The sequence below is a fragment of the Paraburkholderia pallida genome (genome assembly GCF_004524855.1).
In the GTDB taxonomy this organism is placed as follows: domain Bacteria; phylum Pseudomonadota; class Gammaproteobacteria; order Burkholderiales; family Burkholderiaceae; genus Paraburkholderia; species Paraburkholderia oxyphila.
In genome coordinates this window covers 1,721,582-1,743,469 of the sequence record NZ_CP038149.1, presented here as the reverse complement: position 1 = coordinate 1,743,469, position 21,888 = coordinate 1,721,582, and the positions used below count along the sequence as shown (strand labels likewise).

18 protein-coding genes are annotated in these 21,888 nt (G+C 66.5%); 11 read left to right on the top strand and 7 right to left on the bottom strand.

All coding sequences use genetic code 11. The features are described from left to right. Positions 1-340: 340 nt before the first annotated feature. Positions 341-1,003: a C39 family peptidase gene (locus E1956_RS22910; RefSeq protein WP_134754771.1), complete on the top strand. Its 663-nt coding sequence runs from the start codon at positions 341-343 to the stop codon at positions 1,001-1,003. Positions 1,004-1,069: 66 nt separating this feature from the next. Here the strand turns inward: E1956_RS22910 and E1956_RS22905 are convergent, their stop codons facing one another. Both E1956_RS22905 and E1956_RS22900 read right to left on the bottom strand, forming a co-directional pair. Further along, positions 1,070-2,026 (bottom strand): LysR family transcriptional regulator, encoded by a 957-nt coding sequence (locus E1956_RS22905; protein WP_134753194.1) that lies wholly within the window; start codon positions 2,024-2,026, stop codon positions 1,070-1,072. Positions 2,027-2,318: 292 nt separating this feature from the next. Then, positions 2,319-3,371 (bottom strand): NAD(P)-dependent alcohol dehydrogenase, encoded by a 1,053-nt coding sequence (locus tag E1956_RS22900; protein ID WP_134753192.1) that lies wholly within the window; start codon positions 3,369-3,371, stop codon positions 2,319-2,321. Positions 3,372-3,743: 372 nt separating this feature from the next. Here E1956_RS22900 and E1956_RS22895 point away from each other — a divergent pair, with 372 nt between their 5' ends. From E1956_RS22895 to E1956_RS46950, 9 genes are all read left to right on the top strand, one after another. Beyond that, the gene (locus tag E1956_RS22895; RefSeq protein WP_232071782.1) at positions 3,744-4,670 is read left to right on the top strand and encodes an AraC family transcriptional regulator; all 927 of its coding nucleotides are present in this window, start codon (positions 3,744-3,746) and stop codon (positions 4,668-4,670) included. A gap of 64 nt (positions 4,671-4,734) precedes the next feature. Next, positions 4,735-5,679, top strand: a complete 945-nt coding sequence (locus E1956_RS22890) for a 2-hydroxyacid dehydrogenase (protein WP_134753187.1) — start codon at positions 4,735-4,737, stop codon at positions 5,677-5,679. A gap of 247 nt (positions 5,680-5,926) precedes the next feature. Further along, positions 5,927-6,667, top strand: a complete 741-nt coding sequence (locus E1956_RS22885) for an IclR family transcriptional regulator (protein WP_134753185.1) — start codon at positions 5,927-5,929, stop codon at positions 6,665-6,667. A 72-nt stretch (positions 6,668-6,739) separates the two neighbouring features. Next, entirely contained in the window at positions 6,740-8,359 is a 1,620-nt protein-coding gene (locus E1956_RS22880) for an OPT/YSL family transporter (RefSeq protein WP_418789268.1), read from the top strand. Positions 8,360-8,387: 28 nt separating this feature from the next. Beyond that, positions 8,388-9,575, top strand: coding sequence for an aminotransferase class V-fold PLP-dependent enzyme (locus E1956_RS22875; RefSeq protein WP_134754767.1), 1,188 nt, complete (start codon positions 8,388-8,390; stop codon positions 9,573-9,575). Positions 9,576-9,603: 28 nt separating this feature from the next. Next, positions 9,604-10,359: a dipeptidase PepE gene (gene pepE, locus E1956_RS22870; RefSeq protein WP_134753183.1), complete on the top strand. Its 756-nt coding sequence runs from the start codon at positions 9,604-9,606 to the stop codon at positions 10,357-10,359. A 56-nt stretch (positions 10,360-10,415) separates the two neighbouring features. Then, positions 10,416-11,561, top strand: coding sequence for a porin (locus E1956_RS22865; protein WP_134753181.1), 1,146 nt, complete (start codon positions 10,416-10,418; stop codon positions 11,559-11,561). 65 nt (positions 11,562-11,626) lie between these two features. Beyond that, positions 11,627-12,610 carry a DUF1177 domain-containing protein gene (locus tag E1956_RS22860; protein WP_134753180.1) on the top strand — a complete coding sequence of 328 codons (984 nt, stop codon included), beginning with the start codon at positions 11,627-11,629 and terminating at the stop codon, positions 12,608-12,610. Positions 12,611-12,948: 338 nt separating this feature from the next. After that, the gene (locus E1956_RS46950; RefSeq protein ID WP_232071553.1) at positions 12,949-15,063 is read left to right on the top strand and encodes an EAL domain-containing protein; all 2,115 of its coding nucleotides are present in this window, start codon (positions 12,949-12,951) and stop codon (positions 15,061-15,063) included. 52 nt (positions 15,064-15,115) lie between these two features. Here the strand turns inward: E1956_RS46950 and E1956_RS22850 are convergent, their stop codons facing one another. From E1956_RS22850 to E1956_RS22840, 3 genes are all read right to left on the bottom strand, one after another. Continuing rightward, the gene (locus E1956_RS22850) at positions 15,116-16,420 is read right to left on the bottom strand and encodes an MFS transporter (RefSeq protein ID WP_134753178.1); all 1,305 of its coding nucleotides are present in this window, start codon (positions 16,418-16,420) and stop codon (positions 15,116-15,118) included. A 91-nt stretch (positions 16,421-16,511) separates the two neighbouring features. Then, a complete protein-coding gene (locus tag E1956_RS22845; protein ID WP_134753176.1) occupies positions 16,512-17,732 on the bottom strand; it encodes a CaiB/BaiF CoA transferase family protein in 1,221 nt (406 codons plus the stop codon). Positions 17,733-17,742: 10 nt separating this feature from the next. Continuing rightward, the gene (locus tag E1956_RS22840) at positions 17,743-19,503 is read right to left on the bottom strand and encodes an acyl-CoA dehydrogenase family protein (RefSeq protein ID WP_134753174.1); all 1,761 of its coding nucleotides are present in this window, start codon (positions 19,501-19,503) and stop codon (positions 17,743-17,745) included. Positions 19,504-19,689: 186 nt separating this feature from the next. Here E1956_RS22840 and E1956_RS22835 point away from each other — a divergent pair, with 186 nt between their 5' ends. Beyond that, the gene (locus tag E1956_RS22835) at positions 19,690-20,580 is read left to right on the top strand and encodes a LysR family transcriptional regulator (RefSeq protein ID WP_134753171.1); all 891 of its coding nucleotides are present in this window, start codon (positions 19,690-19,692) and stop codon (positions 20,578-20,580) included. A gap of 12 nt (positions 20,581-20,592) precedes the next feature. On the opposite strand, the gene E1956_RS22830 is transcribed toward E1956_RS22835, so the two are convergent. Together E1956_RS22830 and E1956_RS22825 are read right to left on the bottom strand one after the other, a co-directional pair. Next, entirely contained in the window at positions 20,593-21,222 is a 630-nt protein-coding gene (locus E1956_RS22830) for a hypothetical protein (protein WP_134753169.1), read from the bottom strand. Then, the gene (locus E1956_RS22825; RefSeq protein ID WP_134753167.1) at positions 21,212-21,862 is read right to left on the bottom strand and encodes a hypothetical protein; all 651 of its coding nucleotides are present in this window, start codon (positions 21,860-21,862) and stop codon (positions 21,212-21,214) included. The genes E1956_RS22830 and E1956_RS22825 overlap by 11 nt, the downstream gene beginning before the upstream one ends. Between the last annotated feature and the right edge of the window lie 26 nt (positions 21,863-21,888).

Genomic DNA, 21,888 nt, shown 5'->3' with positions numbered 1-21,888 from the left:
GTTTGGGCTAATTATCTCGTGCCGCGGCGCCGCTGTTGGAAGAAATAATTCTGACAGGGCGTGGGCGCACATTATTCTAAACGCATAATTTTACAGTTGCGTAAGTTTTCAGCGGCAACATACGGTGACGTCCGTTATCTTGGCGCAACAACCGTTCCTGGGGCAAGCGGCGGCGCCATTGAGCCCGCGCGAATACGCCCGTATTTGCGACAATAGCCGCTCTGCGCGAACTCCCGGGGCCGGGCCGCGGGCCTGTCCACTTGGCGGGGCAGCGCTCGCATCGCGGCGATGTCGTGAGGAAAGATTGAACGAAATAACCAGCAAGCCTGCACAGATACCGGTGGGTGAGGACGCAACGGATCGCGGCCACGATGCCGGGCCACCCGAAGTCCGGCATCGTGACGTGCCGTATTACAGCCAATGGGGCAGCCCGGACTGGGTGGCGCGCATCGTCGAAGAGGGCGCAGACCCGTGCGACGATCCAGGCTGGCGCGCGAGCGGCTTCGCGCTGCCCGGCGACTACCGTTTCTGGGCAAAGCGTCTGTGTGGGCTGACCTGCTTCGAATCCGCGCTCGACTACTGGGGCATCGCCCACGCGCCGCGAGCCGGGCTGCTCGACGATGCGCTGCGCCACGGCGTCTATCGCATGCGTGAGGACGGCGGCGTGGACGGCCTGATCTACCGGCCGTTCGCGGCATGGGCCGAGGCCGCGTTCGGCGTGCGCGTGGAGGTAATGACCGACGAGGACATCGAGGCGAGCGCCGCGCGCCTGGACGCCGACACGCTCGCGATCGTCTCCGTGAGCCCCGAGATCCGCTATCCCGAGCGCGCGAACGCGCATCGGGGCGGCCATCTGATCCTGCTGCACGGACGCAGCGATGGCGGGGTGTGGTTCCACAATCCGTCGGGCGTCGCGCCGTACCAGGCCAATGCCTGGCTATCCTATGAAACCGTTGCGCGCTTTCACGCGCGGCGCGGGATGGCGCTCACGCGCCTGGCGTGAGCACCACCTGATCGAAAACGGGCGGGTAAGGCGCGGGCAGCGCCGCCCGCTGTGCCCGTCTCTGCATCAAGCCGGTTGCAGTCCCCCCAGCAATTGCCGCACGCGAGACAGATCGCGATTGATCGCGCCCGCGTCCTCGAAAAGCGCCGCGAGCCAGTCGACGAATACGCGCACGCGCGGCGAGACCTGGCGCGACTTCACGAACGCGACCGAGACGGGCGTGGGCAGCGGCTTCCATTGCGGCAGCACCTCGACGAGCGCACCGTTGTCGAGGTAGGGCTGCGCCGCGAGCAGCGGGGGCTGGACCAGCCCATACCCTTGCAGGCCGCAGGTGAGATAGGCGAACTCGTCGGAGACGTGCACGAAGCCGTCCACCTTCACCTTGGTCGCGCTGCCGTCCACTTCGAAATCGAACTCGAAGGGGCGGCCCGTGAGCGGCGAAATGAAATTCACCACCGGGTGCCGCGCGAGATCGTCGAGCGATTGCGGCGCGCCATGGCGCTCGAGATACGCGGGGCTCGCGCAGGTCACGTGCTCGAGCACGCCGAGACGCCGCGCGGCGAGCCCCGAGTCGGGCAATTCGCCGAGCTGGATGCTGCAGTCCACGCCCTCGCCGACGAGGTCGACATTACGCAGGCTCACGCCGATCACGAGATCGATCTGCGGATAGCGCGCGTGGAAATCGTCGAGCGCGGGCAGCACGATCGCGTTGGCGATCAGCCCCGGCATCTCCACGCGCAGCCGGCCGCCGATCGCGCCCGGCGACTGGCGCACGCTCGCTTCGGCATCGTCGATGTCGGCGAGGATTTGCGCGGCGCGCTCGTAGTACGCGGCGCCTTCGGGCGTGAGCGAGAGACGGCGCGTCGTGCGCACGAGCAATTGCGTGCCGAGCAGGGCTTCGAGGCTCTGCATCAGCGTGGTTGCACTGGCGCGCGGCATATCGAGCGATTGCGCGGCTTTGGTGAAACTGTTGGTATCGACGATGCGAACAAAGGTGCGCATCGCCTGGATGCGGTCGATCACGGGCGAGCTCCTGAAGATAGTTAGGACTGCGTGAACAACTTCCGCGCTACGGCAGAAAAGAGGTGAACCGCAAAGCGGCGAAAGCGCTTCGCGGCGCCGGCGTCTCGCGGATTGGGCGCGCGGCGGTTAAGCAACGATGTCGGTTCAATGGCGGCGCTCGATGACTGCTAACGGCAGCGCCGGCTCGACTACGTGAGGCCGGGAAAAAGAAGGCCTCGATACGAAAGGGCTGGTTGGGCCGTCCCGAATGGACGGCCCGGCGGGGCAGGGTAGGACGTCGTACGTGGCGCGCTTACTGGCGCAGCGAATCGATATCGATCACGAAGCGGTACTTCACATCGCTCTTGAGCATGCGCTCGTAGGCGTGGTTGATGTCCTGCATCTTGATCATTTCGATATCCGACGTAATGCCATGCTGCCCGCAGAAGTCCAGCATTTCCTGCGTTTCTGCAATGCCGCCGATCAGCGAGCCCGCAAGACGGCGGCGCTTGAAGATCAGATTGAACACTTGCGGCGAGGGGTGATCGTGCTCGGGCGCACCCACCAGCGTCAGCGTGCCGTCGCGTTTGAGCAGCTCGATGAACGGGTTCAGGTCGTGCTGCGCGGCCACCGTGTTGATGATCAGGTCGAAGCTGTTGGCGTGCGCCTTCATCTGCTCCGGGTCTTTCGAAATCACGACTTCGTCGGCGCCGAGGCGCTTGCCGTCCTCGATCTTCGAAGGCGAGGTGGTGAACAGCACCACGTGCGCGCCCATCGCATGCGCGAGCTTCACGCCCATGTGGCCGAGGCCGCCGAGGCCCACGATGCCGACCTTCTTGCCGGGGCCCGCGCCCCACGTGCGCAGCGGCGAATACGTGGTGATGCCCGCGCACAGCAGCGGCGCTGCGCCTGCCGGGTCGAGGTTGTCGGGCACGCGCAGCACGAATGCTTCGTCGACCACGAGTTGCGTCGAGTAGCCACCGTAAGTGATGTCGCCGCTCACGCGGTCGACGCCGTTATAGGTGCCCACGAAGCCGTTCTCGCAATACTGCTCGAGGCCTTCCGCGCAGCTCGCGCAGGTGCGGCACGAGTCGACGAGACAGCCGACGCCCACGAGCTGGCCCACCTTGAAGCGCGTGACGCCCTTGCCCACTTCCGTCACGCGGCCGACGATCTCGTGGCCCGGCACGGCCGGATAGAGCGTGTTGCGCCATTCGTTGCGGGCCTGATGCAGGTCCGAGTGGCACACGCCGCAGAACTGCACGTCGATGCGCACGTCGAGTTCGCGCAGATCGCGGCGCTGGAATTCGTACGGGGCGAGCGGCGAGGCGGCGTCGCGGGCGGCATATCCGTAAGTCGGGTACATGGGCGATGACTCCTGAATCTGAGTTGCAAGGGGCGCGCAAACGCCGAAACGCAGCGCATCGAGCGCCACGCGGATCGGGTGTTGCGGCAGGGTTCCCATCCTAAGGACCGGGGCCGACCCAGGGAATACCTGAAGCTATCGAAGACTTGCCTGTTTCTCCTGCCGAAGTACGCTCGCATGCTTTCGGTGATAGATTGACAAGCCTGTTTCTCTGTCGCTATCGATGAATCCAGGGTGGCAACTGTCATGAAAAGCTCACAAATCCTCCGCGCGGCGCACGGTGGTGCCGCGCTCGCGCCAGCCGCTGCGGTAGCGCCGCTCGTCTCCACGGCCAGTTCCGCCAACGCGTCGCGCCCGGCACCCGACGACGCGATGCAGCGCCGCGTGGTCGAGCTGCTGCTGCAACTCACGCAGCACGACGGCGTGCATTGCACGGCGCTCGAAGGCGTGCGGCTCTACCGCGGCAGCCAGAGCCATCCGCGCAGGCCGGTGATGTACGAGCCGAGCATCTTCATCGTCTGCCAGGGCCGCAAGCGCGGCTTTCTCGGCGACCAGATGTTCATCTACGATGCGCAGCAATATCTCGTGCTCTCGGTGCCGCTGCCGTTCGAGTGCGAGACCGAGGCCACGCCCGAGAAGCCGCTGCTCGCCATTTCCGTGCGCGTCGATCTGACGATGGTGGCCGAGTTGCTGATGGCGCTCGACGACTCGCGCGGCAGCGCGGTGTCCGAGCCCGCGGGCATCTATGCGACGCCGCTCGACGCGCCGCTCTCGAACGCCGTGCTGCGCCTGCTCGAAGCGCTCACGCAGCCGTGCGAGGCGCGCATCCTGGGCCCGGCGATCGTGCGCGAGATCTGCTATCGCGTGCTCACGGGCGAGCAGGGCGATGCGATTCGCGCAGCGCTCACGCATCAGCAGCATTTCGGCCGCATCGCGAAGGCGCTGCGCCGCATTCACAGCGACTACCGTGGCGATCTCGACGTGGGCGTGCTGGCCGCCGAGGCCGGCATGAGCCTCGCGGTGTTCCATGCGCACTTCAAGGCCGTGACCTCGACTTCGCCGATGCAATATGTGAAGACCACGCGCCTGCATCACGCGCGTCTCTTGATCACGCACGATGGCATGAACGTGAGCGCGGCGGCCACGCGCGTGGGCTACGAGAGCGCCTCGCAGTTCAGCCGCGAGTTCAAGCGCCTGTTCGGCTGCACGCCCGCCGACGAAATGCGCCGGGCGCGCTGCGCTGCCGAGGCCGCCGCGCCGCGCGTGGAAGCGCCTGCGCGCTATGTGACCGTGGTGTGAGCCGCCGTTGGAGTCGCCGATATCCATGAAGAATTGATTCGTATAACGAATGAATGATGTCGCCATGAACCCAGCCTCGAAACCGCGCCTGCTCGTGCTGATCCCGCTCACCGGAGCCGACCGTGCCGAGCTGGCCGGGCACTTCGACGTGCTCTATGCACCCGATGCGCAGCAGCGCGCGCAGGCGATCGATCAGCATGGCCACACGGTGCGCGCCGTGCTCACGAACGGCACGACCGGGCTCACGACCGACGAAATCGACCACATGCCCGCGCTCGAACTCGCGGGCGCGCTGGGCGCGGGCTATGAGAATCTCGCACTCGATCATGCGCGCTCGCGCGGCATCGCGCTGTGCAACGGCGCGGGCGTGAACGCCGATTGCGTTGCCGATCACGCGATGGCGCTCCTGCTCGCCGCCGTGCGCGCGGTCCCGCAGTTCGACGCCGCGTGCCGGGCCGGTGTCTGGCGCGATGCGCTGCCGATGCGGCCCACGCTCACCGGCCGGCGTCTCGGCATCGTCGGCTATGGGCAGATTGGTGCGAAGATCGCGCGCCGTGCCGCGGGCTTCGAAATGACGATCGGCTATCACAATCGCTCGCCGCGCGAGGGCGTGAGTGCACGCTATTTCGACACGCCGCTCGCGCTCGCGCAATGGAGCGACTGCCTCGTGGTGGCCACGCCGGGCGGTGCGCAAACGCAGCACCTGATCGATCACGCGGTGCTCGACGCGCTCGGGCCCGAGGGCTTCCTCGTCAACGTTTCGCGCGGCAGCGTGGTGGATACGGCGGCGCTGGCCGTTGCGCTCGCACAGGGCACGCTGGGCGGCGCCGGCCTCGACGTCTACGAGGGCGAACCCGCGCCGCCGCAGGCGCTCGTGGCGCTCGAGAACGTCGTGCTCACGCCGCACGTGGCCGGCACGTCGCCCGACGTGCGCGCGGCCAGCATTCGCCACTTCATCGCGAACGCCACGCAATGCTTCGCGGGCGCGCCGCTGCTGACTCCGCTCTGAACACGCCTGAGCGCGCCGCGATCCTGACGGCGCGTAATCACGCTCGAATCTCGTCGGACCGAGCGGCAAGCCGCAGATTCCGTGGTTGCATTCGCGACTGAAACGGGCACGGGTTGCACCGTGCCTCTCCCCAAAAAGTTGCACTTCACGAGCGAATCGGAGTTTACCCGTATGGTCTCGAGAATATGGGATCGGCAAACTACGTTCTAATACAGAGACAGTGTCTCTTATAGAGAGACAGACGACAATGCTCAAAAGTTTAGGAAGCGCCCTTCAACTGATGCGTTACTTCACGGCCCAGCAACCCGCATGGGGCGTGCGCGAACTCGCCAAGGCGAGTGGCGTGCATCACGCGGTCGTGCACCGCGTGCTCGCCACCTTTGCCGCCGAGGGCTATCTGGTGCAGGACGAACTGGGCCGCTATGCGCTCGGCCTGCGCTGGTTCGAAATGGGCGAGATCGTGCGCCATACGGTGTCCCCCACGGAGGTCGTCGGTCCCGTCCTGCACCGCCTCGTGGAGGAAAGCGGCGAGACGGTGTTCCTCTCGGTGCTCGACGGCGACGAGGGCCTGTGCCTGAACATCGCGCACAGCGAGCAGCAGTTGCGCTTCTCCATCGAAGAAGGGCAGCGCTTCCCGCTGCACGAGGGGTCGCACGGCAAAGCCATCCTGGCGTTCCTGCCCGATGCGGTGCGGGCCGGGCTGTGCGCTCAGGCTCAGCCCCACGGCGAGCCTGTGGAGCGTGCGGCGCTCGACGCGCATCTCGAACAGATCCGCACGGAGGGCTGGGCCTATACGTGCGAGGAGTCGGCCCCGGGCGTGGCTGGCATTGCAGTGCCGGTGTGGACGCGCGACCGGCAGCGGGTGGCCGGATCGCTCGCCATCTCCGGACCCATGCAGCGGCTCGACGAGGCGTCCGTGCCGCGCCTGCTCGACGTGCTGCGCGAGGCGCAGCGCAAGATCGAGGGCGTCGTGGGCCTGCTGCGCTAAGTACTACGAATCAGGCGCGAGGCCTCAACCGGCCCGGCCGCCTGCCCATACCAATCAGGGAGACAAAAATTGATGAACACGATGCACGAACAGGGCACGCAGGACGGCCCTGCCGCGCGGGCGCCAGCGTCGCTGCGCGTCCGCTTTGGGGAGCCGCTGCTGTTGCTGGTTTCGCTCGCGCTCTCGGTGCTGGGCGCGATCATTGGTATGCAGTTGATCGTCACGCTCGGCATTTCGGCCAATACCTCGGTGATCGGGGCGCTGATCGCCATTGTGTTTTCGCGCATTCCGATCGAAGTGGCGCGGCGCTTTCGCGTGCTGGAGCGGCAGAATCTCGTGCAAACGGCGATCTCGTCGGCCACTTTCGGCGCCGGCAACTCGCTCATGATCCCGCTCGGCGTGCCGTATGCCGTGGGCATGCCGGAGCTCTCGCTGCCGATGATGATCGGCGCCCTTGCGGCCATGCTGGTTGACGGCGCGATGCTCTATTTTCTGTTCGGCACGCGCACCTTCCCGGCAACCGGTAGCTGGCCGTCCGGCGTCGCGACCGCGGAAGCGATCTGGGCCGGCGACCAGGGCGGCCGCAAGGCGGCCTTTCTGGGGCTCGGCGTGCTGGTGGGCGTGGCGGGCTCGTGGCTCGGCGTGCCGATGTCCGCGTTCGGCGCGGCGTTCCTCGGCAACATCGCCGCGCTCACGATGTTCGGCATTGGCTTGCTGGTGCGTGGCTACTCCGTTGCCGTGACCGGCATCGACATCGCCAAGGCCTACATCCCGCACGGCATCATGATCGGCGCGGGCACGGTCGCCATGATCCAGGTGGGCAGCGAGATCTATCGCGCGCGCCAGGCTTCGGGCGCGCAAGTGCAAATGGCCGCGCAGGCGTCTTCGGCGGGACGCGCGGGGCGCATCCTCGCGGGCGGCTACGTGATCTACGCGCTCATCGCCTTGCTCATCACGGGACTCGCCGGCGGCTTCACGCACATGTCGCTCGGCATGGCCATCGCGTTCGTGCTGTACGCCGCCTTTGCCGCCTATGTGCACGAGCTCATCGTGGGGATCGCCGCGATGCATTCGGGCTGGTTCCCCGCGTTCGCCGTTGCGCTCATCACGTTGACGATCGGCATCCTGATCGGCTTTCCGCCCACGGCGCTGGCCGTGCTCGCGGGCTTCTCTGCGGCCACTGGCCCGGCTTTCGCCGATATGGGCTACGACCTCAAGACTGGCTTCCTGCTGCGCGGCGAAGGGCGCGACCCCGAGCTCGAGCTCGCGGGGCGGCGCCAGCAGTTCATCGCCGCCATGGCGGGTTTCGTCGTGGCCGGCGTAGTCGTCCTGCTCTTCAGCAAGGGCTTCTTCGCGCGCGACATGCTGCCGCCCGTCGATCGCGTCTACGCCGCGTCGATCAAGGCCGGCTCGTCGTGGGAGATCACCCGCAGCCTCGCGCTGTGGGCGATTCCGGGCGCGCTTCTGCAATGGCTGGGCGGCGCGAAGCGGCAGCTCGGCGTGCTGCTGGCCACGGGCCTCTTGCTCACTTCGCCGCTCGCGGGCTTCGCGGTGCTGGCGGGCCTGCTGCTGCGCCTCGTGCTGCGCCGCATGCGCGGCAAGGAACCGCCCGAGCTGAGCGCGTTCGCAGGCGGCGTCATCGCCGGCGATGCGTTGTTCACGTTCGGCCGCTCGCTCATCAAGATCAAGTAATTCCGCTTTCGAAGACAACGTCATGCCACTGGATATAGAACAGATTCGCCGCGATACGCCGCTCACGCAGAGCACGATTTATCTGGACACCGCCGCCGCATCGCTGCCGCCGGACGCGGTGCTCGACGAGGTGCGCGGCTACCTGCACGACACCGGCCATATCGGCATCTATCTGCCCGCGTTTCGTAAGGAAACCTATGCACGTGTCGATGCGGTGCGTGCGCAACTCGCCGCGTTCCTGAACGCCCAGCCGGACGAGATTGCGTTCATGAAGAACGCGAGCGAGGCCATTTCGCTGGTCGCGCAGGGCATCGACTGGAAAGTCGGCGACGAGATTCTCGTGGCCGATACGGAGATGCTGAGCAACCTGCTGCCGTGGAAGCGCCTCGAGCACACGCGCGGCGTGACCGTCCGGATGGTGGCCGCCAACAGCGAGGGCGTGCTGGACCCGCAAGCGTTCGCGCAGGCGATGACGCCCCGCACGCGGCTGCTCACGTTCTCGCATTTGCCCAATTCCACGGGCGCGCTGCAGGATGCCGCGGCGATCTGCGCCGTGGCGCGCGAGCATGGCGCGCTGTCGCTCGTCAACGCTTCGCAGAGCGCGGGCATGGTGCGCACCGACGTGGCCGCGCTCGGCTGCGATTTCCTGGCCGGGTGCGGACGCAAGGCGCTGCGCGCCACCGAAGGCACGGGCTTTCTTTACGTGCGTCGCGCGCTGGCCGACGGCATGGAGCCCGCACTGGCGGGATGGTGGAACGGCACTTACGACAGGAGCACGGGCGCGTTGTCGTTCGTTTCGGGCGCGCGCCGCTTCGAGGCGGGCTGCCCCATCGTGCCCGCCATTCTTGGCCTTGGCGCGGCGCTGACCTATGCGCAAACCATCGGCATCGACGCCATCGAGGCGCGCGTGCGCGAGCTCACGGCCTATGCGGTCGAGCGCCTGGCCGGCCTGCCCGGCTTCGAGCTGTATGGCCCGCGCGACGCTTCGCGGCGCATCGGCATCGTGCCGTTCAACGTGCGGGGCGTCGATCCGGCTGCGATCGTCGCCGAGCTGGAGCAGCAAAGCTGCATCATCGAGGCCGGCAATTTCATGGCCGATGCCATTCTCGCGCGCTACGGGGTGTCCTCGATGGCGCGCGTCTCGCTGCATTACTTCAACACGCACGAAGAGATCGACCGCGTGACGGCGCTCGTTCGCGCGGCAATTTCCCGTTGATCCCGACCACTGAACCGGAAGACAGACCATGAACCAACGCATTCTGCTCATGAGCAGCTCCCGCAAGGACAGCCTCGGCTACCTCGAACACGCGGGCGACCAGATCCACGCTGTGTTGCGCCGGGAAAAACGGCGCGTCGTATTCGTCCCGTACGCGGGCGTGACGTTCAGCTTCGATACCTACGAAGGCATGGTCAAGCCCGTCTTCGAACAGCTCGGCTACGAGCTCGAAGCGATCCACCGCAGCGCCAACCCGCGTGCGGCGATCGAGCAGGCGGACGCCATTGCGGTCGGCGGCGGCAACACGTTCGCGCTGCTCAAGCGCATGTACGAAGCCGACATCGTCGAAGCGATCCGGGCGAAGGTGCACGCCGGCACGCCCTATATCGGCTGGAGCGCCGGCAGCAATGTCGCGTGCCCGACAATTCGTACGACTAATGACATGCCGATCGTGCAGCCACCGACGCTCAAGGCGCTGGCGCTCGTGCCGTTTCAGATCAATCCGCACTTCATCAGCGGCAAGCCGGCCGGGCACAACGGCGAGAGCCGCGAAGAGCGCCTCGCCGAATTCCTCGAGATCAACGCACCCGAGCAGGTCTTCGCGCTGCCAGAGGGCTCGGCGCTGCTGAGCGACGGCACGACCGGCACGGTGCTCGGCGAGCGCGGCGCGCTCCACTTCGAGAGCAAGGACACGGTGACGAAGCTCGCCGAAAACGAGTCATTCGCGCTGAGCCGGATTACCGGCCCCGCGGGACTGCAGAACTGGGCACGATTCAGCGTATAGGCCGGCACACAAGCCAGCTGCGCGCAAGACGCAGGCAAATCAGGGAGATCAAAACAATGAAGAAGCACTACGTAGCGCTCGCGCTCAGCGCGGGCGCGGCGATGCACGCGCATGCGCAATCCACGGTGACGCTTTACGGCATCGTCGACGTCGGGATCAGTTACCAGACCCATACGAATCCGGCGGGCTCGTCCACTTGGGCGATGCAGCAGGGCAACGAGGGCTTTCTCTCCGGTAGCCGCTTCGGCCTGACCGGCAAGGAAGACATCGGCGGTGGCTGGTACGCCGGGTTCACGCTCGAGAACGGCTTTCTCGCCAACAACGGCAAGCTCGACCAGCAGGGGCAACTGTTCGGGCGCCAGGCGTTCGTGAAGCTCGGCCAGCAGCGCTACGGCGAGCTCGCGCTGGGCCGCCAGTACACCACGGCCAACACCATGCTCTATTACGTCGATCCGCTCGGCGTGGGGGCCGCGCCGACCAACTCCTGGCAGGTGTTCATGACCGGCCAGCGTTATGACAATGCGGTGAGCTACACCGGCAACTATGGCCCCTTGCAGGCGATCGTGGAGTATGCGATGGGCGGCATCGCCGGTGACACGCGTGCGCGCTCGTCGATCTCCGCGGGGCTCAAGTACGCGCAGCCCAGTGTGACGGCGATCGTGGATGTCCAGCAGACCAACGATACGCAGGATCGTTACGCGCGCATCTATCTGGCGGGCGTCAAGGTGCCGGCGGGACCGGTGGACCTCTATGCGAACTACTTGCATAGCGATCGGGAGGCCGGCTTCGATTCGTCCAATGGCGGTGAGGACACCGCGTCGATCACGAGCATGGCGTCCGGCTCGCCCACGGCGGCCGTGGCGATCAACCGGGTGTTCGCGAGCCATCGGCGCGACGACTTCTTCACGGTGGGCGCCGGCTGGCACATTGCGCCGCAGTGGCAGTTGATTGGCGCAGGCATGTACGACCGTACGCTCGCCCAGTCGTTCAGCGGCACGCGCACGACGGCGTACGGCGTGCTCGACTACTCGCTGAGCAAGCGCACCGATGTCTATTTCGCTGCCGCCTACGAACGCGTCACGGGCGGCTGGGCCGGCCTGTTCGGCAATACGACCACCAACGCCGCAGCAGCGGGGGGCGCCGGACTCAATGGCCGCAACGAACAGGTGTCCACGTTTGCGGGATTGAGGCACCGCTTCTGAAACATGTGTTGCCTGCCGAAAACACGGCAGGTACTAATTTAGTTGTACAAAGGAGGTAGGAAAGTATGTCTTTGCAATGTACGCTGACGGTCCACGAAGCGCTCGACAGTGCGAAGGTCAACGGGCAATCCATCGTCGCCATGTTCGCTCCGTATGTGGAGATGGGCGTGAAGGTGACCGTGACGACCGTCGCAGGCGAGGCGCCCGCGGATCCAGCCAAAACGACCGACTTCATTTCGATCCTGATTCCGGGCACGACCGGCAAGACGGCGGGCGGCAACGCGCGCACGCTCGGTGTGATTGGCCGCAACGGCGCGATTGGCGGGCGGCCCGTGCGCATCGGCATGATTTCGGACGCGGATGGGCCGATCGGCTCCATCGCCACCGCGCTCAAGCTGGCGAAGATGAAGGCGGCCGGCGACGACCTGCCGGGCGACGTGATCGTCACCACGCACATCGCGAAAGACGTCTCGATCACCTATAACGACGGCGTGCCGTTTGCCGGCATGCCGGTGTCGTCGGCGACCATGAACCGGTACCAGGTGTCGCCCGAGATGGACGCGATCCTCTCGATCGATGCGTCCAAGGGCAACCGCATCGTCAAGCAGCGGGGCTTCGCGATCTCGCCGACCGCGATGCAGGGCTACATCCTGCGCATGTCGCCCGATCTCGTGAACATCATGGAATCGACCACGGGCCGCCCCGCGTTCACGCTGCCGATCAGCCAGCAGGACATCACGCCGTACGACAACGGCCTGTACCACTTCAACAGCATCATGCAGCCGCACGCCGCGACGCCAGCGCCGGTGGTCGGCGTGGCGCTCACGGCGCAGTCCGTGGTGGGTGGCAGCGATTCGAGCGCCAATCACGAAATCGACATTGCCGAAGCGGTGCGCTTTTGCGTGGAGGTGGCCAAGCGCTTCACGGTGGCGTCGCCGGACAACCCGTGCGAGTTCTACAACGCGGCCGAATGGCAGAAGATCCGGCAAGCGTACCCCGATCTTTCGGTGTTCCAGACCTACGGCCATGCGGAGCTGCGCCGCGCCTGACCCATCCTGGCCCTCCCGGGCGTTGCCGGTTGTTGGCGGCGGCGCGCCTCGGGGGGGCGTCTAAAGACGAAATCAAGGCTAACCCGATGCCGACTTAAGGCCGCCTTAAGGTGCGCCAAGGTAGCGTTCACTGCTCCGATTCGCCCCGGACGCCCTTTCTTCGCCCTCCGGCTATGTACGCTGGACCACGTGCCGAAGAAAGTCTCCACAGTGGCGGCCATCCGCGCGGTTATGCATGCCGTATCATCTTCCGTTGAGCGACGAAGTCTCGCTCGCTGCCTTGCGCGCCGCGCACGGGCGGCCGACTTCCCGGTCCCGGGAGCCATGAGACGTTACGCATGCAAACTTTGATCGAGGCATTGCACCGAGCCGCCGACCTCGTGGTGAACGACTTCTATGAGGAATTGGCGCGCTTGCCCAAGTCCCGGCGCATCCTCGAAATGCTGTCGGGAGAGGAACTCGCGCATCTGAAGACGCGGCAGGTGCAGAACCTGCTCGCGCTCGCGCAGCCGTCATTGACCTCGCAGGAGCGTGCTGAAATGGGGATGCGCGTCGGGCGCATCCATGCCATCGTCGGGCTCGACAAGGAAGAGCTCGTGCGCAGCCGCGGCATCCTGCAGGAACTCGTCGACAAGCAGATCGGGCGCAATGTGAGCCGCCAGGCGCTCTCGCTGTACGCGCGGCGCCTGATTGCGGACACCGCCTGGCAACTGAAGGCGTATCAGGCGGTGCAGGATTCGCAGCAGGAGGTGCTTCAGCGCATCACGCGCATTGTCTGGGAGGCGGGCAGCTATACCCATTTCATCGACCAGGTCATTGCCGCGCTTTCGGATCACGACGAGGTGACGGGATGCGCGATCGGCCGTCCCGATGCGGCGGGAATCTTCCACTTCGAGGCGGGCGCGGGCGGCCGGGGGCACCCAGGCCGCAGTGGCGCGGACGGCAGTGGCGGGTTGATCGACGCGTTGACAGCGGAGGGGCACGTCATCAGCGTGCGTGCCGACCACCCGTGCGGGCAGGGCGCCGTGGGGCGCGCCTGGCGCAGCGGCAAGGCCGAGCGCGTCGTCAATTATCAGACCGATCCGCTCGTCGCGCGCTGGCGCGATGTCGCCGCGCGCGAGGGCTTGCGCTCCGCCGTTGCGCTGCCGCTCGCCGCGACCGGCCAGCCGCCGATCGCGATCCTGATGCTCTATAGCGCGTGGCCGGGCGGTTTCGTCGGGCCGGACCAGGTGGCTTTCGTCGAACTATTGCAGACGCTGCTCGGCTGTGCCGTCACCCGCCTGCAGACCCAGGAGGGGTTGCACGGCGCCGCGGTGCCGGTGAGCGTGCGCCAGCATTGGGCCGCGCTCGTGCGCACGGGCGCGCTGCAGATGCACTATCAGCCGCTGCTGAATCTGGCCACGGGCCGCTGCGGCAAGGTGGAGGCGCTCGCGCGCCTGCGCGACGGCGAGCGCCTGCTCATGCCCGACGAATTTCTCTTCGCGCTGGCCTCCGACGATCTGCTCGAACTCTTCGCGCGCGGGCTGCACCAGGCGCTCGCCGACCGCCGCCAATGGCTCGCGGCGGGACACGATCTGGCAATCTCGATCAACCTGCCGCCGGCCGCGCTCAACGACATCCGCTATTTCGAAGCGGCCCGCGAGGCGCTGCAGACGTACGCGTGCCCAAGCGCGCAGCTCACGCTGGAAGTTCTGGAGACCGAAGCATTCTCGCTGAACGAGGGGCAGCGCTCGATCCTTGGCAAGTTTCGTGCGCTGGGCGTGCTGCTCGCGCAGGACGATCTCGGCTCGGGGCATAGCGGGCTCGCGCGGCTGCGCGAATTGCCGTTCGACTGGATCAAGATCGACCGCGAGATCGCCCATCTCGACGGCGACACGGCGCTCGACGCGCTGCGCGTGGTGTATCAGGTGACGCGTCTCGGCCATTCGCTCGGCAAGCTCGTGCTGGCGGAGGGTGTCGATTCGGCGGATCTGCTGGCTGCGCTCGCGATACTCGGCGTGGACGGCGCACAGGGCTACGTGATCGCGCGGCCCATGCCGGCCGCGCAACTGCCCGCATGGATTGCCCGCGACGAGGCGCGCGAAGTACACGAAGCGCGCGAGGCGCCCGGCGCGCGCGCGGGCGAGAGCGTGCTTGCGCGGCTCGCACGCTTCGTGGTCTGGGAAGAACGGGTGCTCATGATCGCGGCAGCGCCCGGCGCGGCGCGCGATCTTCTCAAAGCCGCCGCGGTTGTCGCGAACACGCCGCTGGCCGACGCGCTGGTGGGACTCGGCGACGTGCTGCCGGCAGGCGAGGCGCGCGAGGCGCTCCAGCGCGATCTCCTGCGCGCCTTGCTGGAAGGCGGCCGCGAGAGCGACGCGTGGCGCGCCGCGCGCGATCGCCTCATGAGCGCGATCGCGGCGACGGCGCACGAGACTCACGCCCCCGAGCCCGTACCGTCGCACACGCACTGAGCGGGCCGCGGCGCGCCCGTGATGCGCGCCCGGTTCGCACGTTCCCCGCGCCTTACTCGGCCAACGCGATGGCCACATCCGTTGCCGCCGCCGGCTGCCTGTGTTGCAGCACCGCGATGCACACGAGCGACACAGCTGAAAGCGCGCTATAGAAGAGCGCCAGCGGCCACCATTGCCCGGGGAAGTCGTGTGCGAGCAGCGTGCCGATCAGTGGCGTGAGGCCGCCCGCAAGCGCCGCGCAACATTGGTAGGAGATCGAAATAGCTGAATAGCGCACGCGCACCGGGAAGGCGTTCGTCATGAAGCCCGCCATCACCGCATACGAGCTCGACATGCACATCACGGCAATGGCAATGCCGATTACGATGGCGGCCGGCTTGCCGGTCGAAACCAGCACGAACATCGGCCAGGGCGAGAGCATCGCGAGCGCTGCCGCGAGTGTGAGGAAGCGGCCCGCGCCCACGCGCTGCGCGAACCAGCCCGAGGCGAGCTGCGTGAAGAGCTGGATGAATGCGACCACGAACAGGCAGTCGAGGATCAGCGCGCGGTCGAGGCCGAGCGTCTGCGTCGTGTAGTTGAGCATGAAGGTGTTGACGAACCACGCTCCGGCCACGCCGATCACGTTGGCGCCGAGGCACAGCAGCACGACGCGCCAGCTGTCGCGCAGCACTTCGAGGATCGGCAGCGCGGCCGTGCGGCGCTGGGTCTTCAGCGCCTCGAACTCGGGCGATTCGCTCACGCCCGAGCGGATCAGCAGGCCCACCACGAGCAGCACCGCGCTCGCGATGAACGGCAGACGCCAGCCCCAGGCAAAGAGTGCGGCGTGATCCAGATGCGCGACGCTGCGAAACGCGAGCAGCGCGAGGATCAGCCCCGCGGGACTGCCCAGTTGCGCGAACGAGGCGAGGAACGTGCGCTTTTCCTTCGGCGCATGCTCGCCCGCCATCAACACCGCGCCGCCCCATTCGCCGCCGATGGCGATGCCCTGCGCGATGCGCAGGGCGACCAGCAGGGCCGGCGCGAGCGCACCCGCGCTGGCGTAGGTGGGCAGAAAGCCGATCCCCACGGTGCCCACGCCCATGATCGAGAGCGTCGCGACCAGCGCCTTCTTGCGGCCGATGCGGTCGCCCAGATGTCCGAACACGAGGCCGCCGAGTGGCCGCGCGAAAAAGCCCACGGCGAAGGTGCCGAACGAGGCGAGCGTGCTGTAGAACGGCTCGTTCGACGGGAAGAACAATTTGCCGAAGATGAGCGCCGCCGCGGTGGCGTAGATGTAGAAGTCGTACCACTCGATCGTCGTGCCGACGAAGGCGGCCAGTGAAGCGCGCGCGGGCTGGCGCGCGGAAATGCTCGTCATGTTTGTCTCCTTCAACCTTCATTTAAGCGGTCGAGCCGGCTCGGGCCGGTCTTCTATCCGTTGATGTCGCGTCCTGATTGCGTTTCGCGTGTTATCCCTTCACCACCCCCGCATCGAAGAGCTTCTGCTGGGTGGCGGCGTCGATGCCGAGCGCGTCGAGCACCGCGCGCGTGTCGCCGCCGAGCGCGGGCGGCGGCGTGCGATAGGTAGCCGGAGTGCGCGAGAGCTTGACGGGCGCGCCCGTGCCCCGATAGCCGTCCATCTCGACGAGCATGCGGCGATGCTGCGTGTGCGGATGGGCCACAACGTCATCGACCGTCTGCACGGGACCGCACGGTACGCCCGCAGCGATCAGATCGCGCGCGAGCGGCTCGCATTCGTGTTGCGCGAGCCGGGCTTCGAGCGCCGCCTTCAACTCGGGCCGGTGTGCGCAGCGGCTGCGGTTGTCGGCGAAGCGCGGATCGTCGGCGAGTTCGGGCACGCCCAGATGCGCACAGAGCTTCGCGAACTGCCGGTCGTTGCCCACCGCGAGGAAGATGGGCGCGGTGCCGGTCGCGTAGCTGTCGTAGGGCGCGATGTTCGGATGCGCGTTGCCGCTGCGCTGCGGCGTGCGTCCGTTGCCGAAGAAGTTCGGCAGATGCGGATGCAGCAGCGAGACGCCGCAGTCGTAGAGCGCGATGTCGACCGACTGGCCCTGGCCGCTCTTTTCGCGCTCCGCGAGCGCGAGCAGGATGCCCGCGAGCGCATTCAGGCCCGTGACCATATCGACGATGGGCAGGCCGATGCGCAGCGCGGGTCCGTCGCTTTCGCCGTTCACGCTCATGAGGCCGGCCATCGCCTGGATCACGGCGTCGTAGCCGGGCAGGCCGCCGAGCGGGCCGTCGGGGCCGAAGCCGGAGATCGCGCAATGAATCAGGCGCGGGAAGCGCGGCTTGAGATCGCGTTCGTAGTCCATGCCCCAGCGCGCGAGCGTGCCGGGCTTGAAATTCTCGACGAGGACGTCGGCGCCTTCGAGCAGCTGCCAGAGAATCGCGCGGCCTTCGTCGCGCGACAGGTCGACGGCAATGCCCTGCTTGTTGCGGTTCACGCCCACGTAGTACCACGCCGTTTCGTCGAGAAAGGGCGGGCCCCAGCCGCGCGTTTCGTCGCCAACGGGCGGTTCGAGCTTGATGACCTCGGCGCCGTGGTCGGCGAGTGCCTGCGTGCAGTACGGACCGCCCAGCACGCGGCTCAGGTCGATCACGCGCAGGCCGTGCAGCGCGCCGTTGACCGTGGACGATGCGGATGCTTCGGATATCTGATGAACGCTCATCGCTCGGACCTCACTGTGCGGGCAGCAGTTGCATCGCGTCCGCGAGCGGCAGCGGCAGTTCGTCGACCAGCGCGCGCAGTTGCGCGGCGTCGGCGTCGCGTTCGTCGAGCGCGAGCGGATCGCGCGGCAGCAGCTTGTGGCGCACGATCAGGTGCGCGAGTGCGAGGCGACGGTAATCCTGCGCGCCGCGCGAGACTTGCGCGGCCTCGCAGGCCATGAAGGCGGCCGTGGTGGCGTGATAGAGCGCGCTCGCGGCCTGGCGCACCGACTCGTCGCGGCCGCATTCGGCCACGCTTTCGAGCGCCGCGCCCGCGCGTTCGAAGGCGGCGCGCAGAAGCGCCGCGCTCGCTTCGGGCAGGCCCGCTTCGGCGAGCTGCGCGCGCACGTAGCGCGCGAGCGCATCGAGCGCGCCTTCGCGTTTGGCCGCGCGCGCGACGTCGAGCGCGACGATGTTGCTCGTGCCTTCCCAGATCGAGCCCAGATGCGCGTCGCGCACGAGGCGCGGGTCGCTCCATTCCTCGATATAGCCCACGCCGCCTCGCACTTCCATGGCGTCGCCGGTCACGCGGCGCGCGTCGCGGCACGCGCGGAACTTGATGAGTGGCGTGAGGATGCGCACGCACTTCGCCGCAAGCTCATCGCCGCGGTCGGCGCGCGCGAGCAGCGTGGCGATCTGCATGAACATCGTGCGCGCCTGCTCGGCGGGCAGCATCATCTTGAGCAGTTGGCGCTGCATCAGCGGCATCTCGATCAGCTTGCGGCCGAACGCTTCGCGATGGCGCGCCACATGCAGCGCTTCCGTGAGCGCGCGGCGCATGAGGCCCGCCGCGCGCACGCCGTTCGACAGACGCGACATGTTGATCATGTCCGCCATCTGATGGAAGCCGCGGCCCACTTCGCCGATCAAAAACGCCTGCGCGCCTTCGAGCACGATCTCGCCACTCGCCATCGAGCGGCTGCCGAGCTTGTCCTTGAGGCGCACAATGCGATAACTGTTGCGCGTGCCGTCGGGCCGCGTCTTCGGCAGCAGGAAGAGCGCGAGCCCTTTGATGCCCGGGGGCGCGTCGTCGGCGCGCGCGAGGACCATCGCGAGATCGGCGTCGGCGTTCGAGCAGAACCATTTGTCGCCGTAGAGGCGCCAGGTGTCTTCGCCGTTCGCGCCGCGTTCGCGGACTGCGCGCGTGGCGATGCGTGCGACGTCCGAGCCCGCGGCCTGCTCGGTCATGAACATCGCACCCTGATAGAGCGTGTCGAAGTCTTGCGACGCGAGCATCGGCAGATAGCGCGCGACGAGCTCGGGCGAGCCGAAGCGGCGCAGCGTGCGCGTGAGCGAGTCGGTCATGCTCACGGGGCAGCACAGCCCGAATTCCGCCTGCACGAACAGATAGGTGAGCGCGTACTTCACGAGCGGCGCGGGCGCGTTCTCGCGATGGCTCATCGCGGCGAGGCCGAGCTCGGCGTAGGCGACGCGCTCGAGCGCGACGTAGTCGGGATGCTTTTCGAGGCTCTGGAGCGGCTCGCCGCGGCGCGTGCGCTGCTTCAGCGTGGGCGGATTGTGGTCGGCGACGAGCGCCAGCGCATCGAGCTCGTCCGAGGCGCGCTGGCCCAGGGTGACGAGTTGGGGCGCGATGGCGGCGTAGGCCGCATCGCCGAGATAGCTGCGCAGCAGCGGGGCCAGACCGGGGTCGCTCGTGAAGAAGTTGATGCCGCGGCTGTCGGGAATGTTGGCCGAGCCGTCGGCTTGCGCGGCGACGGTGGAAAGTTCGCTCATGAGGGTGTCTCCAGCCCTAGGGTTTGTTTGGATCGGCGCGCTCAGGCGCGACAATGGGTCCCAGCACAGAGGCCAAGCTTAGGCACGGCGACGATAACGGTCCAATACAAACGATGTCCTGTACGATAAGCAGTATCTATCGATAACGACATCAAGCAGACGACAAAACCGGACGGAGACACCGCGATGGAACTCAAGCAATTGCGCTATTTCGTGGCCGTGGCCGAGGAACTGCACTTCGGGCGCGCGGCGCGGCGGCTCTTCATTTCGCAGCCTGCGCTGAGCTTCGACATCCGCAAGTTCGAAGAGCAACTGGGCGTGCAGCTGCTCGAGCGCACCAACAAGGCCGTCGCGCTCACGAACGCGGGCTTCGTGCTGCTCGAAGAGGCGCGGCGGCTACTGGAGCAGGCCGAGGAGGTGCGGCGCATCGCGGCGCGCTCGGCAGATGGGCTTGCGGGGCGGCTGCGCATCGGCTTCGTGAACTCGATGCTCTATCGCGGGCTGCCCGAGGCGGTCCGGCGTTTCGAGGCCGATCACCCCGCCGTGGAGGTCGTGCTGCGCGAGATGAACACCATCGAGCAGGTGCACGCGCTGCAGCGTTTGCAGATCGATCTGGGCTTCGCGCACTGGGGGCGGTTTCCGGCCGAGGTACACTCCGAGCCGCTGTTTTCCGAGCCGTTTCTCTGCTGCCTGCCGGCGGGACACCGCTTCGCGCGGCGCCGGCGCATCGAGCTCGCCACGCTCGCGCGCGAGCCGTTCATTCTGTTTCCGCGCTCGGTGTCGCCGCATTATCACGATCAGATCATTGCGACCTGCGTGGAGGCCGGCTTCAGTCCGCAGATCCGCCACGAGGCGAGGCTGTGGCAGACCGTGGTGACGATGGTGGAGTTCGGCATGGGCATCGCGCTCGTGCCTGCCGCGCTCGGCAACATGGGCGGCGAGCGTGCGGTGTTCAGGCCATTGGCAAGCAATCCTTATGAATCGCAGGTGCTCAAGCTGTTGCGCGCGGGCGAGACCGACGCCAGCGTGCAGGGGTTCGTGGAGTATCTGGCGCTGCAGGGGCGCGTTAGTCCGTAGTGGGCCGGCGCATCAGACGGACTGAACTTTCTTGTCCGGGCAATGGGGCGAGCCCAAGTCCAGACAGCGGTAAATCTCCTCGACGATACGTTGCCGCCTCGTTGGTCTATGGAAAACCTTCCAGCGCCAGCGCTTGATCAACAACAGCGTCGTGCACAGGAGCCATACGGCTGCGACGCTGGCGATCGGCCAGGCAGCTTCTGGCCAGAGTAGTGGCCTCGCAAGTGCATAATCGATAGCGAAGGAAACGCCCAATAGCGCCGAGACTGCCCCGATATATTTGAACTCGCTGTTCGGAGCGATTCGGGTCGCAGCGTTTTTCGATTTCACATTCATCCAGCGATAGTGAGCGACATACCCGCACTCGTCTTCGAGACTGTACAGGCCGTAGACCATCCGCGGATCGTTGTTGTCGCTTGCGCCATCGAGTACGGCCACGGCAACCTGATCGCCTTCAGCCAGGAAGGGCGCTGAATCCCGGTCCGAGGTCCCCGTGGAAAACACGAGGTCGCGTTGACCGATTTTGAATTGATATGTGGCGGGGTAGATGAAGGATTGCCAATAGACTTTGGTCGTTCCGCTCAATGTGATTTTATTCAAGCGGCCCTCGATCCTCGTGAATTTGGGTATTTCAACGGCCATGAAGCTCTCCTTCCCGCATCGCGCTATCCGTCGAATGCGTCGAGGCCTGGTAGCGAAGCCGTGCCGACTCCATGGCATCGAGTGTGGCTTTGCGCCGACGGCACGTGTAGAGCGTGCCAAGCTGGCCGATGCCCATGATCAGGGCCCACAGCGCGGCAATGGCGCCCAGGAGTCCTGAAAGTGCCAGGAGGATACTCAGTAACTTCGAGATGTCGGCCACGCGCAAGCCGGCCCAGAGGCCCAATACGGCGACCAGGGAGCCCCATGTCAGGAAGCGCAGCGTTGCCGGTGTGGAAGCGATGGACCGTTGAATCATTGCCTGTCGCGAGGCGATTGAAATGACGGGACGACTATCGGAAAGGAGCCAGCCTAACTCGTGGGTCCCGTCTTTCAACTGGAACACGCCAGCGATCACCCGTCCGCCGGTGTCGGCGATCGATTGAAAATCATCGGCGATTGATTGGCGGGATTGAAAATCGCCATACGCTTCGAGATGGCCATCGACCTTGACGCCGTCCAGGCGAAAACGAATAGGGGTCATGGTGACGGAGACGGCGCGGCGGTATTTTTCCAGCGGGCCTTCCAGTACTTTTACGCAGATGGCGCGTGAATCCTGCTCGATTCTTATGGTTTCATTCATTGATTGTCTCGCTTGGCGAGCGGATC